Genomic DNA, 17695 nt, shown 5'->3' with positions numbered 1-17695 from the left:
CCTCATCCTGAGGCTCCGCGAAGTGGCCTCGAAGGCGCCCTCCAATGCTCGCGACGCGACCTGGAGGCCTCCTTCGAGGCCTTCGCTTTGCTTCGGGCACCTCAGGATGAGGTGGAAGAATGGGACCATCCTGGTCTACAGCATAGAGATCGATCCCTCGTCGAAGAGCTCCCGTGACGTCTTCTCCTCCGATCCTGAAAACCCTTCTGCCCGGTCTCGGAGAGCGCGTGCTCGTCATGGGCATCCTCAACGTCACCCCGGATTCCTTCTCCGATGGCGGACGTTTCGAGGATGTCGAGGCGGCACGCTCCCAGGCCGGCGCGCTCGTGGCGGAAGGGGCGGCCCTCATCGATATCGGCGGAGAATCGACGCGGCCGGGCCATACGCCCGTGTCGGCCGAGGAGGAGCAGGCCCGCATCCTGCCCGTCATCCGCGATCTCGCCCCGCGCCTTGCGGTCCCCATCTCGGTGGACACCTACAAGGCTTCCACCGCCGATGCGGCGCTGGAGGCCGGCGCGCGCATCGTCAACGATGTCTGGGGCCTGCAGCGCGAGCCCGACATCGCCCGCGTGGCGGCTGCCCATGGCGCGCCCGTCATGGTGATGCACAATCGCGAGACCATCGATCCCGCGATCGACATCATCGCCGACATGCTGCGCTTCTTCGAGCGATCCCTCGACATCGCCCGCCGCGCCGGCATCTCGGATAGGGACATCGTACTCGATCCGGGGATCGGTTTCGGCAAGAGCTGGGCCCAGCATCTCGAAGCCATGCGGCGCCTGCCCGAGATCAAGGCGCTGGGCTTTCCCGTCCTCGTCGGCGTCTCGCGCAAGTCGATGCTCGGGCGCCTGCACAATGCCGAGACGAAGCCGGTGGATCGCCTGTTCGGCTCGCTCTCGAGCCACGTCCTCGCCGCCACGCTGGGGGCCGACATCGTCCGCGTCCACGATGTGGCGCCCCATGTCGACGCCCTTCGCGTGGTCGACGCCGTGATGCGGACAGCTCCATGACCGACCGCATCCTGGTCGAACGCATCGCCGTCTTCGCCTATCACGGCCTCCTCGAGGAGGAAGCGCGGATAGGGCAGCGCTTCTACATTTCCCTCGACTGCCGGATCGACCTGCGGCCGGCCGGTCTGTCGGACGACGTGGCGAAGACCGTGAGCTATGCCGACCTCACCGAGATCGTCGTGCGCATCGCCACCACCCGGCGCTTCGCCCTCATCGAAGCTCTGGCCGAGGCCATCGCCGCCGAGATCCTCGAACGGTTCGAGGGCGTGGACAGCATCGTCGTGCGCGTCGACAAGCCGAGCGCGCCGGTACCGGCGGTGATCGACGGCGTCGCCATCTCGATCCTGCGCAGCCGGGCCGGACTCCCGCGATGAGTGCCGCCTATCTCGGTCTCGGCAGCAATATCGGCGACAAGGCCGCGACCATCGCCGAAGCCATCCGGCGGCTCGAAGCCAGCCCGGGCATCCGTCTCACGGCACGGTCAAGCGATTACCGCACGCCCCCCTGGGGCGATACCGATCAGGACTGGTTCCTCAACGCGGCCATCGCCGTCGAGACCGACCTGACTCCCCACGACCTGCTGGAGACAGGTCTCACCATCGAGACCGCGATGGGTCGCGTGCGCGAGCGGCGCTGGGGGCCACGCGTCATCGATATCGATGTGCTCTCGTATGAGGGGGCGGCGATCTCCGACGAGCGTCTCGTCCTACCGCATCGTTTCGTGCGGGAGCGCGCCTTCGTCCTCGTTCCGCTCGCCGAGATCGCGCCGGATCTGGTCATCGGGCCGGAGACCGTGAGCCAAGCCCTGTCGAAGCTCGACACTACCGGTATCGTGCGGGACTGAGATCCCCCCACTCACGGACGCAGTTCGACAGGCGTTCCCACATCCACCCGCGCGTAGATGGCTGCCATCTCGTCATTGGCCACGCCGACGCAGCCGCTGGTCCAGTCCTTCAGCCGATGGAGCCGGCCGAGCCAGGAAAAGCCGTTCATGATCCCGTGGATCATGATGTCGCCGCCCGGCTCGTAGCCGCCGTCATGGGCGGCCAGCGTATCGGCCTCGTTCGGATAGGACACTTTCAGGGAAAGATGGGCGACGCTGAGCGGGTTGCGGTAGGCGATGGAATACAGCCCCTCAGGCGTACGCCCGTCGCCCTCCCGCTGCTTGTGACCGATGGGCGAGAATCCGAGAGAGACGGGATAGGTCGCCAGAACGCGGCCCTCACGCAGAAGAGTCAGGCGGCGGGCCGACTTCTCGACGAGAACACGGTCGGCCCGTTCAGGCTCTGCGACGAGCTCGGGTGCGACGCGGCCGATCTGGGCGCGATCGACCGCGACGATCCCCACCGCGCCCAAGGCGAAGAGAGCTCCGACCGCAAGGCCGATCCGCCATCGTCGCATTGCCGCTCTCTCCGCTCGAACCTGGGGGGCTCATACCAAACCCCGCGAGTCCTGACGACCTGTCAGGGCGCGGCCGGTTCGAGCAGCTTGTTGCCTTCGTCCTCCAGCAACGGGACGTCGTAGTCACGCAGAACCTTCTCGATATCGGCCCGGCGCTTGCGCAGGATCGTGTTGAGGCTGCGCTTCCAATCGTTCTCCTCCATCCGCACGCCCATGGCGATGCGGAAGGTGAGTGCAGGACGATCAGGCTCCTGCAGCAGCGGCACGACCTTCATGGCGACACCGCTCTGCTTGGCGAGCCAACCCGCGGCCGGCCCCCACAGGATCGCGGCGTCGATTGTCTTCTCGGCGAGATCACCGATGACCTCGGCAGAGACCGTCTGGTACTTGCGCGAAGGATCGAGCTGGTAGGGAGCGTAGGCCTTCATCGACGCGATCAAGCCGAGCTCACCCATCCGGTTCACGGGTGGCGTCCCCCCGATGACACCGATGGACTTGCCCTTGAGCTCCGGATCGTCGAGCCGGGTCACGTCGTCGAACTCGCCGCTGCGGACGACCAGGGCATAACTGGAGCGGTAGTAGGGATTGGTGTGCTGGACCAGCTCACCGCCGGCAGCCGAGCCGATGATCAGGTCGCACAACCCGGTCCCGAGCGTATTGCGAACGAATCCGGGCCCCTGCGTCAGCCAGTAATAGCGGAGCTTGACCTTGAGCTCGTCGGCGAGGATCGCCGCGATCTTATTCTCGAATCCATTCTCCTTGCGTTCGGAGAACGGCATGTTGCCCGGGTCGCCGCAGACGCGCAGGACATCCGTGGTGACGAGGTCGGGAAGCGACTGCGCCAACGCGGGACGCGCCCCTGCCGAGATCAGCAGGAGCGCACAAACCGTCGTGGTAAAGGAGCCAAAGCGTGCCATTAGCCGCCCAGGCACTCCTTCTCGGCCTTCTTGGCCGCTTCCGGCTTGTCTTCCTTGTCGGTCGGACGCACGCGCGGCATGGCACCGGAGGCGCGGGCCTTCAGGTAGACGTAGAGGTCGTCGGCGTAGCACATCACGTTCTTGTTATCGCCGAAGGCGGGCATCACGTTGGTGCCGCTCGAACTGATGTCCTGCTTGCCACCGGCGATGATGCCGACGAACTCCTCATAAGACAGGCGCTTCAGCGAGTCCTTGAGGGCGGGCGCGTAGGTCGAACCCATGGCGTCGGGGCCGTGGCAGACGTGGCACTCGGCGTGGTAGCGGCGGTAGCCGGAATAGGCGTACCAGTCGAACTTCTTGCCGTCGTTGGTGATGTGGTAGGTCGGGGCGCCATCCCCGTCGGAATACTTTCCGTCTTCGACCTTCACCGCCTGATACTTGTCGATCAGCTTGGCGTCCTTTTCAGGAGCATTCGGATCGAGCTGGTTCGCAACGGCAGGATCAGCGGCGGGCTTGGCATCCTGGGCCTGAACGGCGCCGGCGGAAGCGAATGCGAAAACGAGGGCGGCCACGAGCGGACGGATGGCGGCTTTGCTTTGATACTGCAACGACGTTTCTCCCAGGAGCAACCGTCGGCCCGTTCGACCGACGTTCGAAGTGTTCTTAATAACGATCTAATCATAAAGGTGCCGGCGCGGAAACCCGCGCCGGCACCCTATTGTCTCAGACTTCGTGCGACCGATTAGTTCGGCAGCGAGAAGACGGTCAGCTGACCACCGAGGTTGGTGTAGTTCGAGAGGGCAGCGTAACCACCCACCGCGCCGAGACCGGCGTTCGGGTCGGTCAGGCCGGCCGCGAGGCCGATGCCGGCCCAGCCACCGACACCCGACAGGATGCCGACGAACTGCTTGCCCTTGTGCTGGTAGGTCATCACGTTACCGATGATGCCCGACGGGGTCTTGAACTTGTAGAGTTCCTTGCCGGTCTTGGAGTCAACGGCCTTCAGGTAACCTTCGAGGGTACCGTAGAACACGATGTCGCCAGCGGTGGCGAGGGCGCCCGACCACACCGAGAACTGCTCCTGGTTCGACCACTTGATCTTACCAGCGACGCCGTCCCAGGCGATGAAGTTACCCATGCCGCCGTGGCTGTTGGGGGCCGGGTACATGGCCAGCGTCGCGCCGACATAGGGCTGACCCGGGGTGTAGGAGACCCGGAACGGCTCGTAGTCCATGCAGACGTGGTTGGTGGGCACGTAGAACAGGTTGGTCTTCGGCGAGAACGCAGCAGGCTGCTGGTCCTTGGTGCCGAGAGCCGCGGGGCAGATACCCTTAGAGTTGGTATCTTCGCCGTTCTGCTCGGTGGAGTACTTGGCCTGGACCAGGGGGCGACCGTAGGTCTTGGAGCCCTTGTCCATGTCGACCTTGGAAGCCCAGTTCACCACCGGATCGAACTTCTCGGCGACCAGGAGCTCGCCGGTGGCGCGATCGAGGGTGTAGCCGAAGCCGTTACGATCGAAGTGGGTGAGGAGCGGACGATCCTTACCGTCGATCTTCTGATCCGTGAGGATCATCTCGTTGATGCCGTCGTAATCCCACTCGTCGTGCGGGGTCATCTGGTAGACCCACTTGGCCGCACCCGTGTCGGGGTTACGTGCCCAGATGGTCATCGACCACTTGTTGTCGCCCGGACGCTGCTTGGGGTTCCAGGTCGAGGGGTTGCCCGAGCCGTAGTACATCAGGTCGAGCTTGGGGTCGTAGGAGAACCAGCCCCAGGTGCAGCCGCCGCCCGTCTTCCACTGATCGCCTTCCCAGGTCTTCAGCGAGGAATCCTTGCCGACCGGCTTGCCGAGAGACGTCGTCTTCTCCGGGTCCATGATCATGTCGGCATCGGGGCCCTGCGAGTAGCCGCGCCACACCTTCTTGCCCGACTTCGAGTCGTAGGCGGTGACGTGGCAGTTCACGCCGAACTCGCCGCCGGAGATGCCGACAATGATCTTGTCCTTGACCGGCAGAACCGTCGCGGTGTTGGTCTCACCCTTCTTCGGGTCGCCGTTGACGACGGACCAGTTCACCTTGCCGGACTTGGCGTCGAGCGAGACGACGGTGGTGTCGGCCTGGTGCAGGATGATCGCGCCGTCGGCATAGGCCAGACCACGGTTGACCGTGTCACAGCACATCACCGGGATGACGCTCGGGTCCTGCTTGGGCTCGTACTTCCAGACGATCACGCCGTCCTTGTCGAGGTCCAGGGCGTAGACGATGTTCGGGAAGGGGGTGTGCACGTACATCATGTTGCCGATGACGAGCGGCGAGCCTTCGTGGCCGCGCAGGACGCCGGTCGAGAACGTCCAGGCCACCTGCAGCTGCTTCACGTTGCTGGCATTGATCTGGTCGAGCTTCGAATAGCGCGTATTGGCGTAATCGACCGTCTGCAGAACCTGCTGGGCCGGATCGGCCGAGCGCTTCAGGACGTCGTCGTTGGCGAAGGCGGGGGCCGAAGCCACCAGACCAGCGCCGAGTGCGAGAAGATGGACCGCTCTCATGCATTCCTCCGACAAGTCTTTGACACAACTGGAGAGCAGTTCGACCTGCTTCCGTTTGCGCGACCTGTTATTTGCGACAGGGATAGTTCACTTCGATAGAGTCTCCTAAGCGGTTGTTTCCGCGAAACTTTCGCCTCAACCACCGCCTGCTCTCCCGGTCGCCGCTACCCCTTTGCGGCGCCCCTCCGAACCGAAGCTTGAATGAACTCTAAGAAAAATCTCGGCGGCGTCAACTCGATTGAGCAAGCTTGAGCATGGTCTGCATCAAGTCCTGGTGAACGAATGTCTTCCCCGGCAGGCATTTCATGCACCTGCACAAGGAAATGCTGCGTTGCAAAATCGCCAAGTTCAAAGACAAAAGCATTTGTAAGACGCAGGCGCTTCTTATGCACTCCATGCATGAGCTCGGCCTGGCATGCCAGATTCTCTCTCTTGCAGCAGAGACCATTGGTGGAAACGACCGCTTCGTCCCACGGAAGGGCAAGTTTCACCATTCGAAATAAGCATTATTTTGCCTGCTCGCAAAATAGATCGAGTACCCCCGGCATGTACGGAAACATCGATTGGGCGCCATTGGATCGGGCGCTGCGTTGTCTCGCCGCATGAGTACGTAGCGCGCCGCGCATGCGCCTTACGTCTTGTGCGCATGTGCATAATGTTGCGTCGGCGATATCTTGCGCCTCATGCAGGACGGTAAACGCCGCTCAAGCGGCGATGACGCCCGGAAAGCGATTCGCCAAATCCTCGCGCATGGCCTCCGACCAGGCCCGGTCGCGTCTGTTGCGCGGCCGGTCGAGGGTCACGTCGGCGAGCAGGCTCGCTGGGCGCGCGGAGACGAGCAGGAGCCGGTCGGCGATCTCGATCGCCTCCGCGACGTTATGGGTGACCATGAGCACGCTCATCCCCTCGCGCCCCACCGTCTCCACCACGATCTCCCGCAGGGACGCGGCGGCCCTGTCATCCAGGGACACGAAGGGCTCGTCGAGCACCAGGATGCGGGGACGTAGGGCCAGGGCGCGGGCGAGGGCCACGCGACGCGCCATGCCCAAGGAGAGCTTTCCCGGATAGCGGCTGCGCCACGGCGTCAGCCCGAGGGATTCGAACAGGCCGTCGAGATCACGCCCCCGCTCCGGGCGGGGCAGGCCGAGGCGGACGTTCTGCTCGACGCTGCGCCAGGGGAGGAGGCGAGGCTCCTGGAAGACCATGGCGATCCCCGCCTCGCGCGGATCGGGGGTCACCGCGCCCTCGTATGCGTCGTCGAGGCCGAGCAGGATGCGCAAGGTGGTGGTCTTGCCCGCCCCGGAAGGGCCGATGAGGCAGGCGATCTCCGAGCGGCGGATGGTGAAGGAGAGGTCGCGCACCGCCTCCACCGGCTCCGGCCCATCGGCGCCGTAGACTTTGCGGAGGATGGAGACGGAGAGAGCGTCCGCCATCTCAGCGCCAGCGCCGGACATACGCTTCGAGGCGCTGGAGGATGAGGATGTCGATGGCGATCATGACACTCATGAAGACGACGCTGTAGCCGATGATGGCCGCCACGTTCAGGCTCTGAACGAAGTAGAAGTTGATGGCGAAACCGACGCCGTTCGGCCGCCCGAGCAGCTCGATCACCAGCACGATCTTCCAGGCCAGCGACAGGCCGGACCGAGCCGCGGCCACGACGAACGGCTGCAGTTGCGGCACCAGGACGTGGGCGATCCAGGTGCGGCGATCGAACCGGTAGGTCCGCGCCATTTCCTCGAGCCCCGGATCGAGGCCCCGCGCGCCCTCCCGCACGATCACCGCCACGTTGGGCAGCTTGTTGAGCACCACGGCCAGCACCGCGGCCCCTTCGTTGAGACCGACCCAGATATAGGCCAGCACGGTGATGACGAGGGCGGGCGTATTGAGCAGGATGAGGAGCGGTGTGTCGAGGGCGAGGTTCAAGCCCTTGAGGCGTCCGAGGGCAATCCCGAGGAGCACGCCGAGCCCCATGGCGATCATGAAGGAGACGCCCACCCGCGTGAGGGTGATGCCGACATTGCGCCAGAGGTCGCCGCTGGCCGATTCACTGACGATGAAATCGAGGATCGCGAGCGGTGCGGGCAGGAGCCGCGATCCCGCCAGGCTCGCCGCCGCCTGCCAAGCCGCCAGCAGCAGCAGGACGGAGACGAGCCGGGTCGCCACCCCCATGGCGTTGGAGCCGGGCCGGATCAATGTCCGCCGTACCGATCGGAGAGGCCGCAGCGGCTCAACCGTTTCCGGCCCCGTCGAAATACAGGCCGGGGGGCAGGGTCGTCCCCGCCCCGACGAGGCGCTCGCCGCCGAGCTTGGACAGAACGCCGAACAGGCGCTCGCCGTCGCCGCGCTCGGTGGCGATGGGCCGGCGCGGAATGCCGGCGAGGAAGTCCCGCTTCAGGGCCTCGAAGGTCGGCTCGTCATCGGCCGACATCAGCGGTCGCACCACCTCCCAGGCGGACGGGTCGTTGGCGAGCATCTCCTTGGCGGTGCGCGAGGCGCGGGCGAAGCCGGCGATCGCCTCGGCCTTGCCCGAGACCGTGCTCCCTTCGAACAGGTAGCCGATGAGGGCGATGGAGCCGGTGGCGCCGAAGGCGCGCATGATGTCGTCGGAGCCGATGATGCGACGAAACCCCTTGGGCTCGAGCCGTGCGCAATAGGTCCAGTAGAGCAGGGCTGCGTCGAGTTCTCCCTGTTCCAGCTTCAGTGCCAGGAGGGGCGGCGCGCCATAGGCGATCTGCGCCTGAGATTCGAGATCGATCCCGGCGGCATCCTTGGCCTGAGCCTTGAGCAGCAGCCAGTTCTTGTCGAGGGGCCCTCCGGCGATTCCGAGGCGTTTCCCGACGAGATCCTTGAGGCCTGCGATGGAACTGCCGGGCGGCACCATCAGGGATCCCTCGGTGGTGGAATAGGGGATGAAGCGCATCGCCCTGCCCTCGTTGCCGAGGCGGGCGGCCCAGAGCAGGTCCCCCACGATGGTGTCGACCTGACCGCCGAGAAAGGCGATGCGGGCGGCGTCGTTACCGGCGAGCTTGACCACGTCGAGGGTGAAGCCGTTGGCCGTGTCGAGGCCGCGCGCCTTGATGATGGCGGCCTCCCAGGACACGGTGCCGAAGGGCAGGCTGCCGACGCGCACGCTCGCCGATGCGGCCGCCACCGCGCCGGCCATGGGCCAGAGCGCCGCCGTCGCGAGCAATCCGCGCCGTGACAGCATGAGCATCGTCTCCCTGGAACCGGATTTTGAAAGCCCGGATTTTGCCGTTCGACGGCCTCATCACTGAGACTGCCCGGCGGTTCTTATATTTAATAGGGTCTCACATCTCCGTCGTCCACCGACGCGCGCCATGGTCGAGTGGCCGCAGGTGACGAGCTCGGACGACCGGGGGCGAGAAATCCGAAAAACCCGAGCTCCGGAAAACTTGCCGGACTACGCTGCTCGGGGCAGGGTCCAGACTTGGAATGCCTCCGGTACCAATCACGACATCCAGTCGTCGGATGACATCCACCTCACCCAACAGGAATGCAGGCCATGGCCGGATCACGCGAAGACGTTATCGACGACGCCACCATCGCGGAGCGTTTGAGCGCCGAGCTGCCCGCCTGGACCTACGAGGATGGCTGGATCCGGCGGACCTACAAGACAGCGAGCTGGAAGAGCACGCTGATGGTCATCAACACGGTGGGACACCTCGCCGAGGCCGCCTGGCACCATCCGGATCTCACCGCTTCCTATGCCTGGGTCGAAGTGCGGCTGATGAACCATGCCGCCAAGGGCATCACCGACAAGGATTTTGCCCTGGCGAAGAAGATCGAGGAGGTCGTGGGCTGGCAGCCTGGAACGGAAGGCCAAGGCCTGGAGGGCACGCCCGGCGACGCGCGCTTCGCTTATATCAAGTACGACAAGTAGGGCTCACCGCGCCTCCTTCACTCTCCGGCACTCGGTCTTGAGATAGGCGGTCTTACCGATCTCCTCGTTGAGATCCGTACGGGAGATGATCTCCTGCCAGCCGTTGGTGCAGCCGAGTTCGTTGGAAACGCGGACCTTGCGCACCTCGCTCGCCTTGTCGTCCGAACAGGCCTCGATCGGGATCGCGTTGGCGCAGACGAGCACGACGGCGATGAAAGTGTTCATGACAGGCTCCGGTGCGAGGCGGGGCCGTGCCCCCCTCGGCCCTCTACGTCGGACGAAGGGCTTCGGTTTCGCGTGAGCCCGCTCTCTCGAAGACGATCGGAGAGTCGAGGCCTGCCCTTCACCCCAGATCGACGAACCTCTCGGCCGAGTAAGTCGCCCCCTCCACCGGGTTGGCGACCCAGCGGGTACGGCCGACGCGCAGGTCGTGGCCGGAGTGGAAATGGCCGGAGACCCAGAGATCGGGCCGGCTCGCCTCGGGGAGATCGTCGAGAGCGGTGGTGGCGTAGAAGGCCGGCACCCACCAGGGCACGCCGGGCGTGGTCCGGAACGCGTCGGCCGCCAGTGGACTGGCCGGATGGTGGGTGACGACCACGGTAGGGCCGGGATGCGGCACGGCGAGGGCGCCGGTCAGCTCGGCCTTCTGGGCCAGATGCGCCGCCATGGCGTCGGCGGGTGACCAGACCGTGCCGTCACCCTTGCGGATCGAACCGCGAAACTCTCGCGAACCGGTCACCGGATCGGTCATCCGCGCGGCGGCGAAGGCGACGGGGTCGGCCGGGTGGCCGGCGATGGTCTCGTCGAGCCAGCGACCGGCCAGCGACCAGTCACTCCAGAGCGTAGTGCCGACGAAGCGGATTCCATAGAGGACGACGCTGGCACCGTGGTTGAGGAGGTGGACCGGACCGCCCTCCCCCGACGTGTTGATCCGCGCCACCTCGGCCTCCAGGGCGGCGATCAGTTCGGGCGCGGTGCGCGGGTCACCCGTCGGCGCATAATGTTCGTGGTTGCCCGGCACGAGCACGATGGGACGGCCCTGCGCGATCTGTCGCAGGGCGGCGAGGCCGAGTTCGGGCCGGCCCTCGTAAAGATCGCCGGGACAGACCAGCACGTCGAACGCTTCTGCCGGCCGCGCGATCGTCTCCGGACGCCGGCGCTCGAGATGCAGGTCGGAGATCGGGAACAGGCGCATCTTTCAGAACCTCATCGTCTTGGCGATGCCGGGCATCGGCGCGGCCGGGCGGCGGGGCACGTTCTCACGCGACGGGATGCGCCGCGCGCCATTCGGCACGGGCGGCCTTGAGGATGTCCACGGCCGAATCCGCGTTGAGCACGGCGATGCCGGCCGCCGCCACGAGATCGGGCCAGGGCGAGAGGGTGAGCGCCGTGACGAGGCCTGCGCCGATGATGGCGAGATTGGCAAAGGCATCGTTGCGGGCCGAGAGATAGGCTGCCCGGGTCAGGCTTCCCCCGCCCTCGCGGTGACGCGCCAGCATCATGGCGCAGACGAGGTTCACGCCGAGGGCACCGAGGCCGGCAAGGGTGAGCGGCAGCGGCGCGGGGGGCGCCATGTCGGAGACCTTCTCCAAGGCGGCATAGGCGGTGGCGAGTGCTGGCAGCAGCAGGATGCCGGCCAGCGCCATGCCGAGCCGCGCCCGGTTTCGCAGGCTCCAGCCGATCCCGGCGAAGATCAGCAGGTTGAGCGCCGCATCCTCCAGGAAATCCAGGCTGTCGGCGATGAGCGCAAGGGAGCCGATCGCCAAAGCCACGGCAATCTCGATGCTGAAATAGGCGAGGTTCAGTCCCGCCACCCGCAGGACGACCGGGCGCAGGGTGGCGTGACCTGCCGGGGTGGATGCGTCGGTCATCGGCTCTCAGGATCGGCTCTCGAAAAAGTCTTTGCCTCTTGGACCGACGACGACAGGCCTGTCGAGCCGCGATTTTCGGCGTGCTTGCGCTGGATTTGCAGCAGCGCTTGTGCGACGCGACACGTCGGATGCGGGGCCAAGTCCCGTGAGTACGACGTGAGACGGGGGGAGACCGACCGATGATGCCAGAGCTGCGCGTCCTGTATTTCGAGGATCTCGAGGTCGGATTGTCCGAAACCTTGAACAAGGTCATCGCCTCCTCCGACGTGGTGGGCTTCGCCGAGATCACCGGCGATCGCAACCCAATCCACCTGTCCGAGCACTTCGCGGCCCGCACGCCTTTCGGCACCCGCATCGCCCACGGCCTGTATACGGCCGGGCTGATCTCGGCCGTGCTCGGCACCCGCCTGCCCGGCCCCGGCGCCATCTACATCAGCCAGACCCTGAACTTTCGCGCGCCGGTCCGCATCGGCGACACCGTCCAGGTGACGGTGGAAGTGGCTGAGCTCGTCCCCGAGCGCCGCCGCGCCCGGCTCAAATGCACCTGCTCGGTGGCGGGTGAAGTCGTCCTCGACGGAGAGGCCCTGGTGAAGGTCCCGACCAAGGAGGAGGCCGACCCGCTCGCCATCCGCATGGGCGGCCGCCCCGCGAACACATAGCGCCGCGCATACCCCTCTTTCCGCATGTGGGAAGAGGGCAGCCCCAGCCATGCGCTTCGTCTGCCAGGGCATAGGATGCGGCCAGCGGTGACACCCATCCCCATCGACGACCCCTCCGACCCCCGCATCGCGGCCTATGCCGCCATGCGGGAGCGCGATCTGATCGGTCGCGAGGGCCGGTTCATCGTGGAGGGGGAGGTGACCCTGCGGGTCCTGCTCTCGGGTGCCGCGCGTTTCCCGGCCGAATCACTGCTCCTCAGCCACGAGCGCTTGGCGCCCCTTTCCGATGCGCTCGCCGCCCTGCCCGCTTCGGTGCCGGTCTATACGGCCTCGAAGGCGGTGATGAGCGCCATCGCCGGCTTCCCCATCCACCGGGGCGTGATGGCGGTGGCCTCGTGCGGAGCGCCCCCACCTCTCGTCCTGCCTCCGTCCCCGGCGCCCGTCACGATGGTCGGGCTCGTCGGCTTGACCAACCATGACAATGTCGGCGGCCTGTTCCGCAACGCCGCCGCGTTTGGAGCCACCGGCATCCTTCTCGATTCCGCCACCTGCGACCCGCTCTATCGCAAGGCGATCCGTGTTTCGGCGGGCGCGGCGCTGATCGTGCCGTTCGCGCGGCTGGAGGCGGAGGCCATGCTGCACTTCGCGCAGGCCAACGACCTCGTCCCCCTGGCATTCAGCCCGCGCGGGGAGGCGGTGCTCGCGGACCTGCCGCCCTCGCCGCGCACGCTTCTGCTCCTCGGCACCGAGGGGCCGGGGCTGTCGCACGGCCTGATGGCGCGCGCCCGAACAGTGCGCATTCCCATGGCACCGGGATTCGACTCGCTGAACGTGGCGACAGCGGGAGCATTGGCGCTCCACCATCTGGCGATGCAGGCACGCGACAATCCGCACCCATTGTCCCGCTGGTGATGCCGGTCGAGATTAGGCGGCAAGCTAGGCCGGTGCGTCGGGGATTCCGGACGCCGCGACCTTGAGCTTGGAATGAATCTCGATACCCCTTACGGGAGGAACGATCCGCCGTAGGGGGCCTGTCGCCGAAGGAGTTCAACGCGTTGCTTCAGTCTCGGGATGGCATGCGGACCTTGTCCGGACGCCGCGTCATCATCGTCGGCGCCGGCCCCGGGGGATTGGCAACGGCGCTGCTCCTCGCACGAGCGGGCATCCACGTCACGGTGGTCGAGAAGGACCCTGCCGTCGGCGGCCGGACCAAGACGGTGGAGGCGCCCGGCGGCTACCGCTTCGATATCGGCCCGACCTTCTTCCTCTATCCACAGATCCTCGCCGACATCTTCGAGACATGCGGCGAGCGTCTCGAGGATCACGTCAAGCTGGAGCGGCTCGATCCGCAATATCACCTCGTGTTCGAGGGTAAGGATGCGGAGGGCAGGAACGGGGTCTCGGGCGAGATCCGTGCCACCGGTGACATGGAGCGCCTCGAGGCGGAGATCGCCCGCATCGCCCCGGACGACGCCAAGAACGTCCGCAAGTTCTTCGCCGACAACCGGGTGAAGCTGAAATTCTTCAAGCCCGTGCTGGAACAGGCCTTCCACACCCTGCGCGCCATGGCCTCGCCGGCCATGATCGCCGCTCTCCCCCACCTCCATCCCGGCCGCAGCGTCGACAAGGACCTGCAGCGCTACTTCAAGGACCCGCGGGTCCGCCTCGCCTTCGCGTTCCAGACCAAATATCTCGGGATGTCGCCGTTCCGGTGCCCGAGCCTGTTCACGATCCTGTCGTTCCTCGAATACGAACACGGGGTCTACCATCCCGTCGGCGGCTGCGGCGCGGTGTCGGAGGCGATGGCCGGGCTCGCCCGCCGCATGGGCGTGGACATCCGCCTCGACACTTCGGTCGACCGGGTGATCTTCGATGGCAAGAAGGCCACCGGGGTGGTCTGCGGGACAGAGACCCTGAAGGCCGACGCGGTGGTCATCAACGGCGATTTCGCCAAGGTCATCAAGGATTTGGTGCCGCAGACACATCGCCCACGCTGGCGCGACGCCAAGATCGGCAAGGCCCGCCTCTCCTGCTCGACCTTCATGATGTATCTCGGGATCGAGGGGAAAGTGCCGGCGGCGCTGGGCCACCACACGATCTTCCTGTCGGAGGAATACGCCCGCAACATCCGGGAAATCACCGAGGGCACCCTGCCGATGCAGCCCTCCCTCTACGTCCAGCACGCGGGCTACACCGATGGCGGCATGGCGCCGGCCGGCCATACCAGCCTCTACGTCCTCGTGCCGGTGCCGAACCTGAAGTCGGGGATCGACTGGCCCTCCACCCGTGAGAGCTACCGCCGCCTCGTCCTCGACCGGCTGAAGCTGCTCGGCCTCGACGATATCGAGGATCGCATCCGCTACGAGCGTATCGTCGACCCGTCGCAATGGCGGGACGATTTCTTCGTGTATGAGGGCGCCACCTTCAACCTCGCCCACGACCTGATGCAGATGTTGTATTTCCGCCCTCACAACCGCTTCGGGCCAGGGCTCTACCTCGTGGGCGGCGGCACTCATCCGGGTTCGGGCCTGCCGGTGATCTACGAGGGCGCGCGCATCACCGCCCGCCTCCTCATCGAGGAGCTCTCCGCCGGGCGCGTCGGCGCGGAGGCCGCCGGCATCCCCACCACCCAGCCGCTCGCCACGTCGGGCGAAGCTTCGTGAGGCGTTTCTTCGCGACCGCTTTGGCGCTGGCCTTCGTCATGCCTCTCGATCCCGCGCGGGCAGCCACCGTCGAGGTCGTGGTGGAGGGAATCGAGCCGGGGGCCGGCACGGTCTACGTCGCCCTTTGCCAGGGCGGCCTGTCGGAGACCGAGTGTCGCAATGGGCAGGACGTTCCCGCCGACGGCAGGAGCCAGCGGGTGATCCTCACGGGGATCGAACCCGGCGCCTACGCGGTGGCGGCCTATCAGGATCTCAACGGCAATCGTCGCCTCGACCGGACGGGCCTTGGCCTTCCCCTCGAACCCTATGGCTTTTCCGGCGAGGCGGCGCGCGCGCGACCGGATTTCGCCCGTGCGCGCGTCGTCGTGCGCGAACCGGGTCTCGCCCTGCGGGTGCGCCTCGTCCGCGCCCTGCCACCCCGCTGACCCCGCCACTCATGAATCCGGGACAGGAGCCCCTGGTCGTGGTTCGGGGCGCCGTCCTCGCCTATCGCGGGCATCGGGTCCTGCGGGGCGTCGATTGCCGGATCGAGGCTGGCGAAACCCTCGCCCTGCTCGGCCCGAACGGCGCCGGCAAGAGTTCGCTCATGCGCATCGTGGCCGGACGATTGCCGCTGGAGAGCGGCACCGTGCGGATCGCCGGTGCCGATCCGTTCCGTGAGCGCGAGGCACGGCGCGCCATCGGCTGGGTTCCTCAGGAAATCGCCCTCTATCCACGCCTCACCGTGGCGGAGAACCTTTCCGTCTTCGCGCAGCTCTCGGGGATCGGCCGGCGCGAGCGCAAGGCGGCGGTCCAGGCCGCCATCGATCTGGCCGATCTCGGCGAGGTGGCGCGGCGTCCGGTGGGCCACCTGTCCGGCGGCTACCAGCGCCGGGCCAATATCGCCGCGAGCCTGATGGCGCGGCCGCGCCTCGTCCTCCTCGACGAGCCGACCCAGGGGGTGGACCTGCACGCGCGCGCCGCGATTCATGCGGTGCTCGCGCGCCTGCGGGAGCAGGGCGCCGCGATCCTCATCGCCACCCATGATTTCGCCGAGGCCGAACGCCTCGCCGACCGGGTCGCCATCCTGGCGGACGGGCGGCTCATCCATGAAGGCCGGCTCGCCCTCCTCCTCGAACGCATCCGCGCGGAAGTGCCCGAGCACGAGGTGGCGCTCACCAATCCCGCCGGCCCGGACGCCGTGGCCGCTCTGCGCCGGGCGGGATTCACCCCTATCGATACCGGACTGACCTGGAGGGCGAGCCACAGGGCCGGGCTCGACGGGACCGCGCTCCTCGGCAGCCTGCGGGCGGAAGGCGTGCCGGTGGGGGAAATCCGCATCCGCGCACCGGGCCTGGACGCGATCTATCGCGAGGCCCTCGACCGGGCCGGGCCGGGCCGGGCCATGCCCCTCCACGCGGGACACGAGGCATGATCACCGCCGCCTTCCGGGTGATGCTGATCAGCCTGCGGCGCGACCGCGCCGCCCTGGTCATGGCCTTCGTCCTGCCGACCGTGATCTTCATGATCTTCGCGGCGATCTTCTCGGGCGCCATCGGCGACCGGATCCGCATCCATCTCGGTCTCGTCGACCTCGCCCGCACGGCGACCACCGAGCGGCTGATGACGGCCCTGGAGGCCGACACCTCCCTGCGCATCGAGCGTCTGAAGGTCACCGATCTCGCCGGTGCGACGAGCGCGGTCCGGCGCGGGGACGTGGACGCCGCCCTGGTCCTTCGGGGCGACCTCGACGCGCCCGTGGCCGGAGCCCCGCCCGAGGCCGCCCAGCCGGTGATCCTCATCGAGAACCCCGCCCGGGCCCTGGCCACGCCGATCGCGCTCGGCCAGTTGCAGCGCATCCTCAACGAGGCCCTGCCCGACGTGGTCCTCGCCCGGATCGTCGCCGACGTGGAACGGTCGGGCAAGATCGGGCCGGACGAACGCGCCTTCCTCAACTCGGCCTTCGCCGAGCAGCGCGCCCGCAAGGAGCCGTTCTCCTTCGCCTCGCTGGTGGAACGCCAGAGCACCGCCTCGGGCAGCACCAACGAGCGGGTGAGCTATTATGCCGGCGCCATCACCGCCGTATTCCTGCTGTTTGCGGCCATGCAGGGAGCGATGTCCCTGGTGGAGGAGCGGCAATCGGGCCTCGCCGACAGGCTCATGGCCGGGCCCGGAGGGCTCGCTGTGGTGGTGGTGGGGAAGTTCCTGTTCCTGGTGATCCAGGGCGTGGTCCAGGCCGGGCTGATCTTCGCCGCCGCCGCCCTGGTCTACGGGGTCGAGATCGGCCCGCACTGGCCGGCCTGGATCGTCACCTCGTTCCTCGTCTCGGCCATGGCGGCGGGGTTGGCGCTCGCCGCCTGCGCGGCGGCCAATACCCGCCAGCAGGCACATCTCGCCTCCACCTTCGGCGTTCTACTGCTCTCGGCGGTGGGCGGCAGCATGGTCCCACGCTTCCTGATGCCGCCCTGGCTGCAGCAGGTCGGCTGGCTCACCCCCAACGCCTGGGCGATCGAAGCCTATCAGACGGCGCTCGGCGAAGGCATGGCCGCGGCCATGCCGGCCTGGGGGGTGATGATCACCGTGGCGGCCTTGGGCCTCGTGGCCGCCGTGGGGTTGGTGGCGCGCCGGGTGGTGTGAGCCTGCGGACGTCACTCCAGCCTAGAACTGGCCGACCCGGACCTGCAATCCCCGCTCTCGGCCTTGAAATGGGCGATAACTCCGGCGGCGCGACCGGTTAGCGCGTTGA

At 66.9% G+C, this 17695-nt stretch carries 21 protein-coding genes; 10 read left to right on the top strand and 11 right to left on the bottom strand.

What is annotated here, in order from left to right; translation table 11 throughout:
- The first annotated feature begins 173 nt into the window (after positions 1 to 173).
- From folP to folK, 3 genes are read left to right on the top strand one after another with little or no spacing between them, the layout of a single operon-like run.
- Positions 174 to 1010, top strand: coding sequence for a dihydropteroate synthase (folP, locus tag ACYQML_RS18000; protein ID WP_461233582.1), 837 nt, complete (start codon positions 174 to 176; stop codon positions 1008 to 1010).
- Complete coding sequence (gene folB / locus ACYQML_RS17995; RefSeq protein WP_056256306.1) at positions 1007 to 1384, top strand: dihydroneopterin aldolase; 378 nt, start codon at positions 1007 to 1009, stop codon at positions 1382 to 1384. The genes folP and folB overlap by 4 nt, the downstream gene beginning before the upstream one ends.
- A complete protein-coding gene (folK, locus tag ACYQML_RS17990; protein WP_311275146.1) occupies positions 1381 to 1854 on the top strand; it encodes a 2-amino-4-hydroxy-6-hydroxymethyldihydropteridine diphosphokinase in 474 nt (157 codons plus the stop codon). The genes folB and folK overlap by 4 nt, the downstream gene beginning before the upstream one ends.
- Positions 1855 to 1865: 11 nt before the next feature.
- Here folK and ACYQML_RS17985 read toward each other — a convergent pair whose 3' ends face one another.
- The 8 genes from ACYQML_RS17985 to ACYQML_RS17950 form a co-directional block, all read right to left on the bottom strand.
- The gene (locus ACYQML_RS17985; protein ID WP_207413129.1) at positions 1866 to 2411 is read right to left on the bottom strand and encodes a L,D-transpeptidase family protein; all 546 of its coding nucleotides are present in this window, start codon (positions 2409 to 2411) and stop codon (positions 1866 to 1868) included.
- Positions 2412 to 2473: 62 nt separating this feature from the next.
- Positions 2474 to 3328 carry a rare earth element methanol dehydrogenase accessory protein XoxJ gene (gene xoxJ, locus ACYQML_RS17980; protein WP_461233581.1) on the bottom strand — a complete coding sequence of 285 codons (855 nt, stop codon included), beginning with the start codon at positions 3326 to 3328 and terminating at the stop codon, positions 2474 to 2476.
- Positions 3328 to 3936: a c-type cytochrome, methanol metabolism-related gene (locus ACYQML_RS17975; RefSeq protein WP_056424425.1), complete on the bottom strand. Its 609-nt coding sequence runs from the start codon at positions 3934 to 3936 to the stop codon at positions 3328 to 3330. Before ACYQML_RS17975 ends, xoxJ begins: the two co-directional genes overlap by 1 nt.
- Before the next feature lie 134 nt (positions 3937 to 4070).
- Positions 4071 to 5873, bottom strand: a complete 1803-nt coding sequence (gene xoxF1 / locus ACYQML_RS17970; protein ID WP_419952660.1) for a lanthanide-dependent methanol dehydrogenase XoxF1 — start codon at positions 5871 to 5873, stop codon at positions 4071 to 4073.
- Positions 5874 to 6037: 164 nt separating this feature from the next.
- Positions 6038 to 6367 (bottom strand): hypothetical protein, encoded by a 330-nt coding sequence (locus ACYQML_RS17965; RefSeq protein WP_311274603.1) that lies wholly within the window; start codon positions 6365 to 6367, stop codon positions 6038 to 6040.
- A 210-nt stretch (positions 6368 to 6577) separates the two neighbouring features.
- A complete protein-coding gene (locus tag ACYQML_RS17960) occupies positions 6578 to 7327 on the bottom strand; it encodes an ABC transporter ATP-binding protein (RefSeq protein ID WP_207411183.1) in 750 nt (249 codons plus the stop codon).
- Positions 7308 to 8045, bottom strand: a complete 738-nt coding sequence (locus ACYQML_RS17955; RefSeq protein WP_419952672.1) for an ABC transporter permease — start codon at positions 8043 to 8045, stop codon at positions 7308 to 7310. Before ACYQML_RS17955 ends, ACYQML_RS17960 begins: the two co-directional genes overlap by 20 nt.
- Positions 8046 to 8103: 58 nt before the next feature.
- Entirely contained in the window at positions 8104 to 9084 is a 981-nt protein-coding gene (locus ACYQML_RS17950) for an ABC transporter substrate-binding protein (protein ID WP_056425909.1), read from the bottom strand.
- Positions 9085 to 9399: 315 nt separating this feature from the next.
- Between ACYQML_RS17950 and ACYQML_RS17945 the strand changes: the two genes are divergently transcribed.
- Complete coding sequence (locus ACYQML_RS17945; protein WP_207411184.1) at positions 9400 to 9777, top strand: 4a-hydroxytetrahydrobiopterin dehydratase; 378 nt, start codon at positions 9400 to 9402, stop codon at positions 9775 to 9777.
- A 3-nt stretch (positions 9778 to 9780) separates the two neighbouring features.
- Here ACYQML_RS17945 and ACYQML_RS17940 read toward each other — a convergent pair whose 3' ends face one another.
- The 3 genes from ACYQML_RS17940 to ACYQML_RS17930 all read right to left on the bottom strand — a co-directional run bounded on the left by ACYQML_RS17940 (position 9781) and on the right by ACYQML_RS17930 (position 11648).
- Positions 9781 to 10002: a hypothetical protein gene (locus ACYQML_RS17940; RefSeq protein WP_056425532.1), complete on the bottom strand. Its 222-nt coding sequence runs from the start codon at positions 10000 to 10002 to the stop codon at positions 9781 to 9783.
- Positions 10003 to 10120: 118 nt separating this feature from the next.
- Positions 10121 to 10972, bottom strand: a complete 852-nt coding sequence (locus ACYQML_RS17935) for a metallophosphoesterase (protein ID WP_311274601.1) — start codon at positions 10970 to 10972, stop codon at positions 10121 to 10123.
- Positions 10973 to 11036: 64 nt separating this feature from the next.
- The gene (locus tag ACYQML_RS17930; RefSeq protein ID WP_207411186.1) at positions 11037 to 11648 is read right to left on the bottom strand and encodes a cation transporter; all 612 of its coding nucleotides are present in this window, start codon (positions 11646 to 11648) and stop codon (positions 11037 to 11039) included.
- A 179-nt stretch (positions 11649 to 11827) separates the two neighbouring features.
- Here ACYQML_RS17930 and croR point away from each other — a divergent pair, with 179 nt between their 5' ends.
- The 6 genes from croR (at position 11828) to ACYQML_RS17900 (ending at position 17586) form a co-directional block, all read left to right on the top strand.
- Entirely contained in the window at positions 11828 to 12307 is a 480-nt protein-coding gene (gene croR / locus ACYQML_RS17925) for a 3-hydroxybutyryl-CoA dehydratase (RefSeq protein ID WP_461233580.1), read from the top strand.
- A 75-nt stretch (positions 12308 to 12382) separates the two neighbouring features.
- Positions 12383 to 13219, top strand: a complete 837-nt coding sequence (locus tag ACYQML_RS17920) for a TrmH family RNA methyltransferase (RefSeq protein WP_461227500.1) — start codon at positions 12383 to 12385, stop codon at positions 13217 to 13219.
- A gap of 143 nt (positions 13220 to 13362) precedes the next feature.
- Positions 13363 to 14970 carry a phytoene desaturase family protein gene (gene crtI, locus ACYQML_RS17915; RefSeq protein WP_056425549.1) on the top strand — a complete coding sequence of 536 codons (1608 nt, stop codon included), beginning with the start codon at positions 13363 to 13365 and terminating at the stop codon, positions 14968 to 14970.
- A gap of 38 nt (positions 14971 to 15008) precedes the next feature.
- Positions 15009 to 15395, top strand: coding sequence for a DUF2141 domain-containing protein (locus ACYQML_RS17910; RefSeq protein ID WP_461235750.1), 387 nt, complete (start codon positions 15009 to 15011; stop codon positions 15393 to 15395).
- A gap of 11 nt (positions 15396 to 15406) precedes the next feature.
- Complete coding sequence (locus ACYQML_RS17905; RefSeq protein ID WP_419952655.1) at positions 15407 to 16384, top strand: ABC transporter ATP-binding protein; 978 nt, start codon at positions 15407 to 15409, stop codon at positions 16382 to 16384.
- The gene (locus tag ACYQML_RS17900) at positions 16381 to 17586 is read left to right on the top strand and encodes an ABC transporter permease (RefSeq protein WP_056425560.1); all 1206 of its coding nucleotides are present in this window, start codon (positions 16381 to 16383) and stop codon (positions 17584 to 17586) included. The genes ACYQML_RS17905 and ACYQML_RS17900 overlap by 4 nt, the downstream gene beginning before the upstream one ends.
- Positions 17587 to 17695: the final 109 nt, after the last annotated feature.

Source organism: Methylobacterium sp. CM6244 (assembly GCF_054817885.1).
The sequence above is the reverse complement of the archived record's forward strand: the minus strand, read 5'-3'. Positions and strand labels throughout refer to the sequence as shown.

Bases quoted from the DNA above. Each gene is read 5' to 3' on its own strand.
- ACYQML_RS17985 (WP_207413129.1), bottom strand. From the start codon at position 2,411: ATGCGACGATGGCGGATCGGCCTTGCGGTCGGAGCTCTCTTCGCCTTG.
- ACYQML_RS17950 (WP_056425909.1), bottom strand. From the start codon at position 9,084: ATGCTGTCACGGCGCGGATTGCTCGCGACGGCGGCGCTCTGGCCCATG.
- ACYQML_RS17940 (WP_056425532.1), bottom strand. From the start codon at position 10,002: ATGAACACTTTCATCGCCGTCGTGCTCGTCTGCGCCAACGCGATCCCG.
- xoxF1 (WP_419952660.1), bottom strand. From the start codon at position 5,873: ATGAGAGCGGTCCATCTTCTCGCACTCGGCGCTGGTCTGGTGGCTTCG.
- ACYQML_RS17900 (WP_056425560.1), top strand. From the start codon at position 16,381: ATGATCACCGCCGCCTTCCGGGTGATGCTGATCAGCCTGCGGCGCGAC.
- folK (WP_311275146.1), top strand. From the start codon at position 1,381: ATGAGTGCCGCCTATCTCGGTCTCGGCAGCAATATCGGCGACAAGGCC.
- ACYQML_RS17905 (WP_419952655.1), top strand. From the start codon at position 15,407: ATGAATCCGGGACAGGAGCCCCTGGTCGTGGTTCGGGGCGCCGTCCTC.
- ACYQML_RS17965 (WP_311274603.1), bottom strand. From the start codon at position 6,367: ATGGTGAAACTTGCCCTTCCGTGGGACGAAGCGGTCGTTTCCACCAAT.
- ACYQML_RS17920 (WP_461227500.1), top strand. From the start codon at position 12,383: ATGCGGCCAGCGGTGACACCCATCCCCATCGACGACCCCTCCGACCCC.
- ACYQML_RS17960 (WP_207411183.1), bottom strand. From the start codon at position 7,327: ATGTCCGGCGCTGGCGCTGAGATGGCGGACGCTCTCTCCGTCTCCATC.
- ACYQML_RS17910 (WP_461235750.1), top strand. From the start codon at position 15,009: ATGCCTCTCGATCCCGCGCGGGCAGCCACCGTCGAGGTCGTGGTGGAG.
- folB (WP_056256306.1), top strand. From the start codon at position 1,007: ATGACCGACCGCATCCTGGTCGAACGCATCGCCGTCTTCGCCTATCAC.
- croR (WP_461233580.1), top strand. From the start codon at position 11,828: ATGATGCCAGAGCTGCGCGTCCTGTATTTCGAGGATCTCGAGGTCGGA.
- xoxJ (WP_461233581.1), bottom strand. From the start codon at position 3,328: ATGGCACGCTTTGGCTCCTTTACCACGACGGTTTGTGCGCTCCTGCTG.
- ACYQML_RS17930 (WP_207411186.1), bottom strand. From the start codon at position 11,648: ATGACCGACGCATCCACCCCGGCAGGTCACGCCACCCTGCGCCCGGTC.
- ACYQML_RS17945 (WP_207411184.1), top strand. From the start codon at position 9,400: ATGGCCGGATCACGCGAAGACGTTATCGACGACGCCACCATCGCGGAG.
- ACYQML_RS17955 (WP_419952672.1), bottom strand. From the start codon at position 8,045: ATGGGGGTGGCGACCCGGCTCGTCTCCGTCCTGCTGCTGCTGGCGGCT.
- ACYQML_RS17935 (WP_311274601.1), bottom strand. From the start codon at position 10,972: ATGCGCCTGTTCCCGATCTCCGACCTGCATCTCGAGCGCCGGCGTCCG.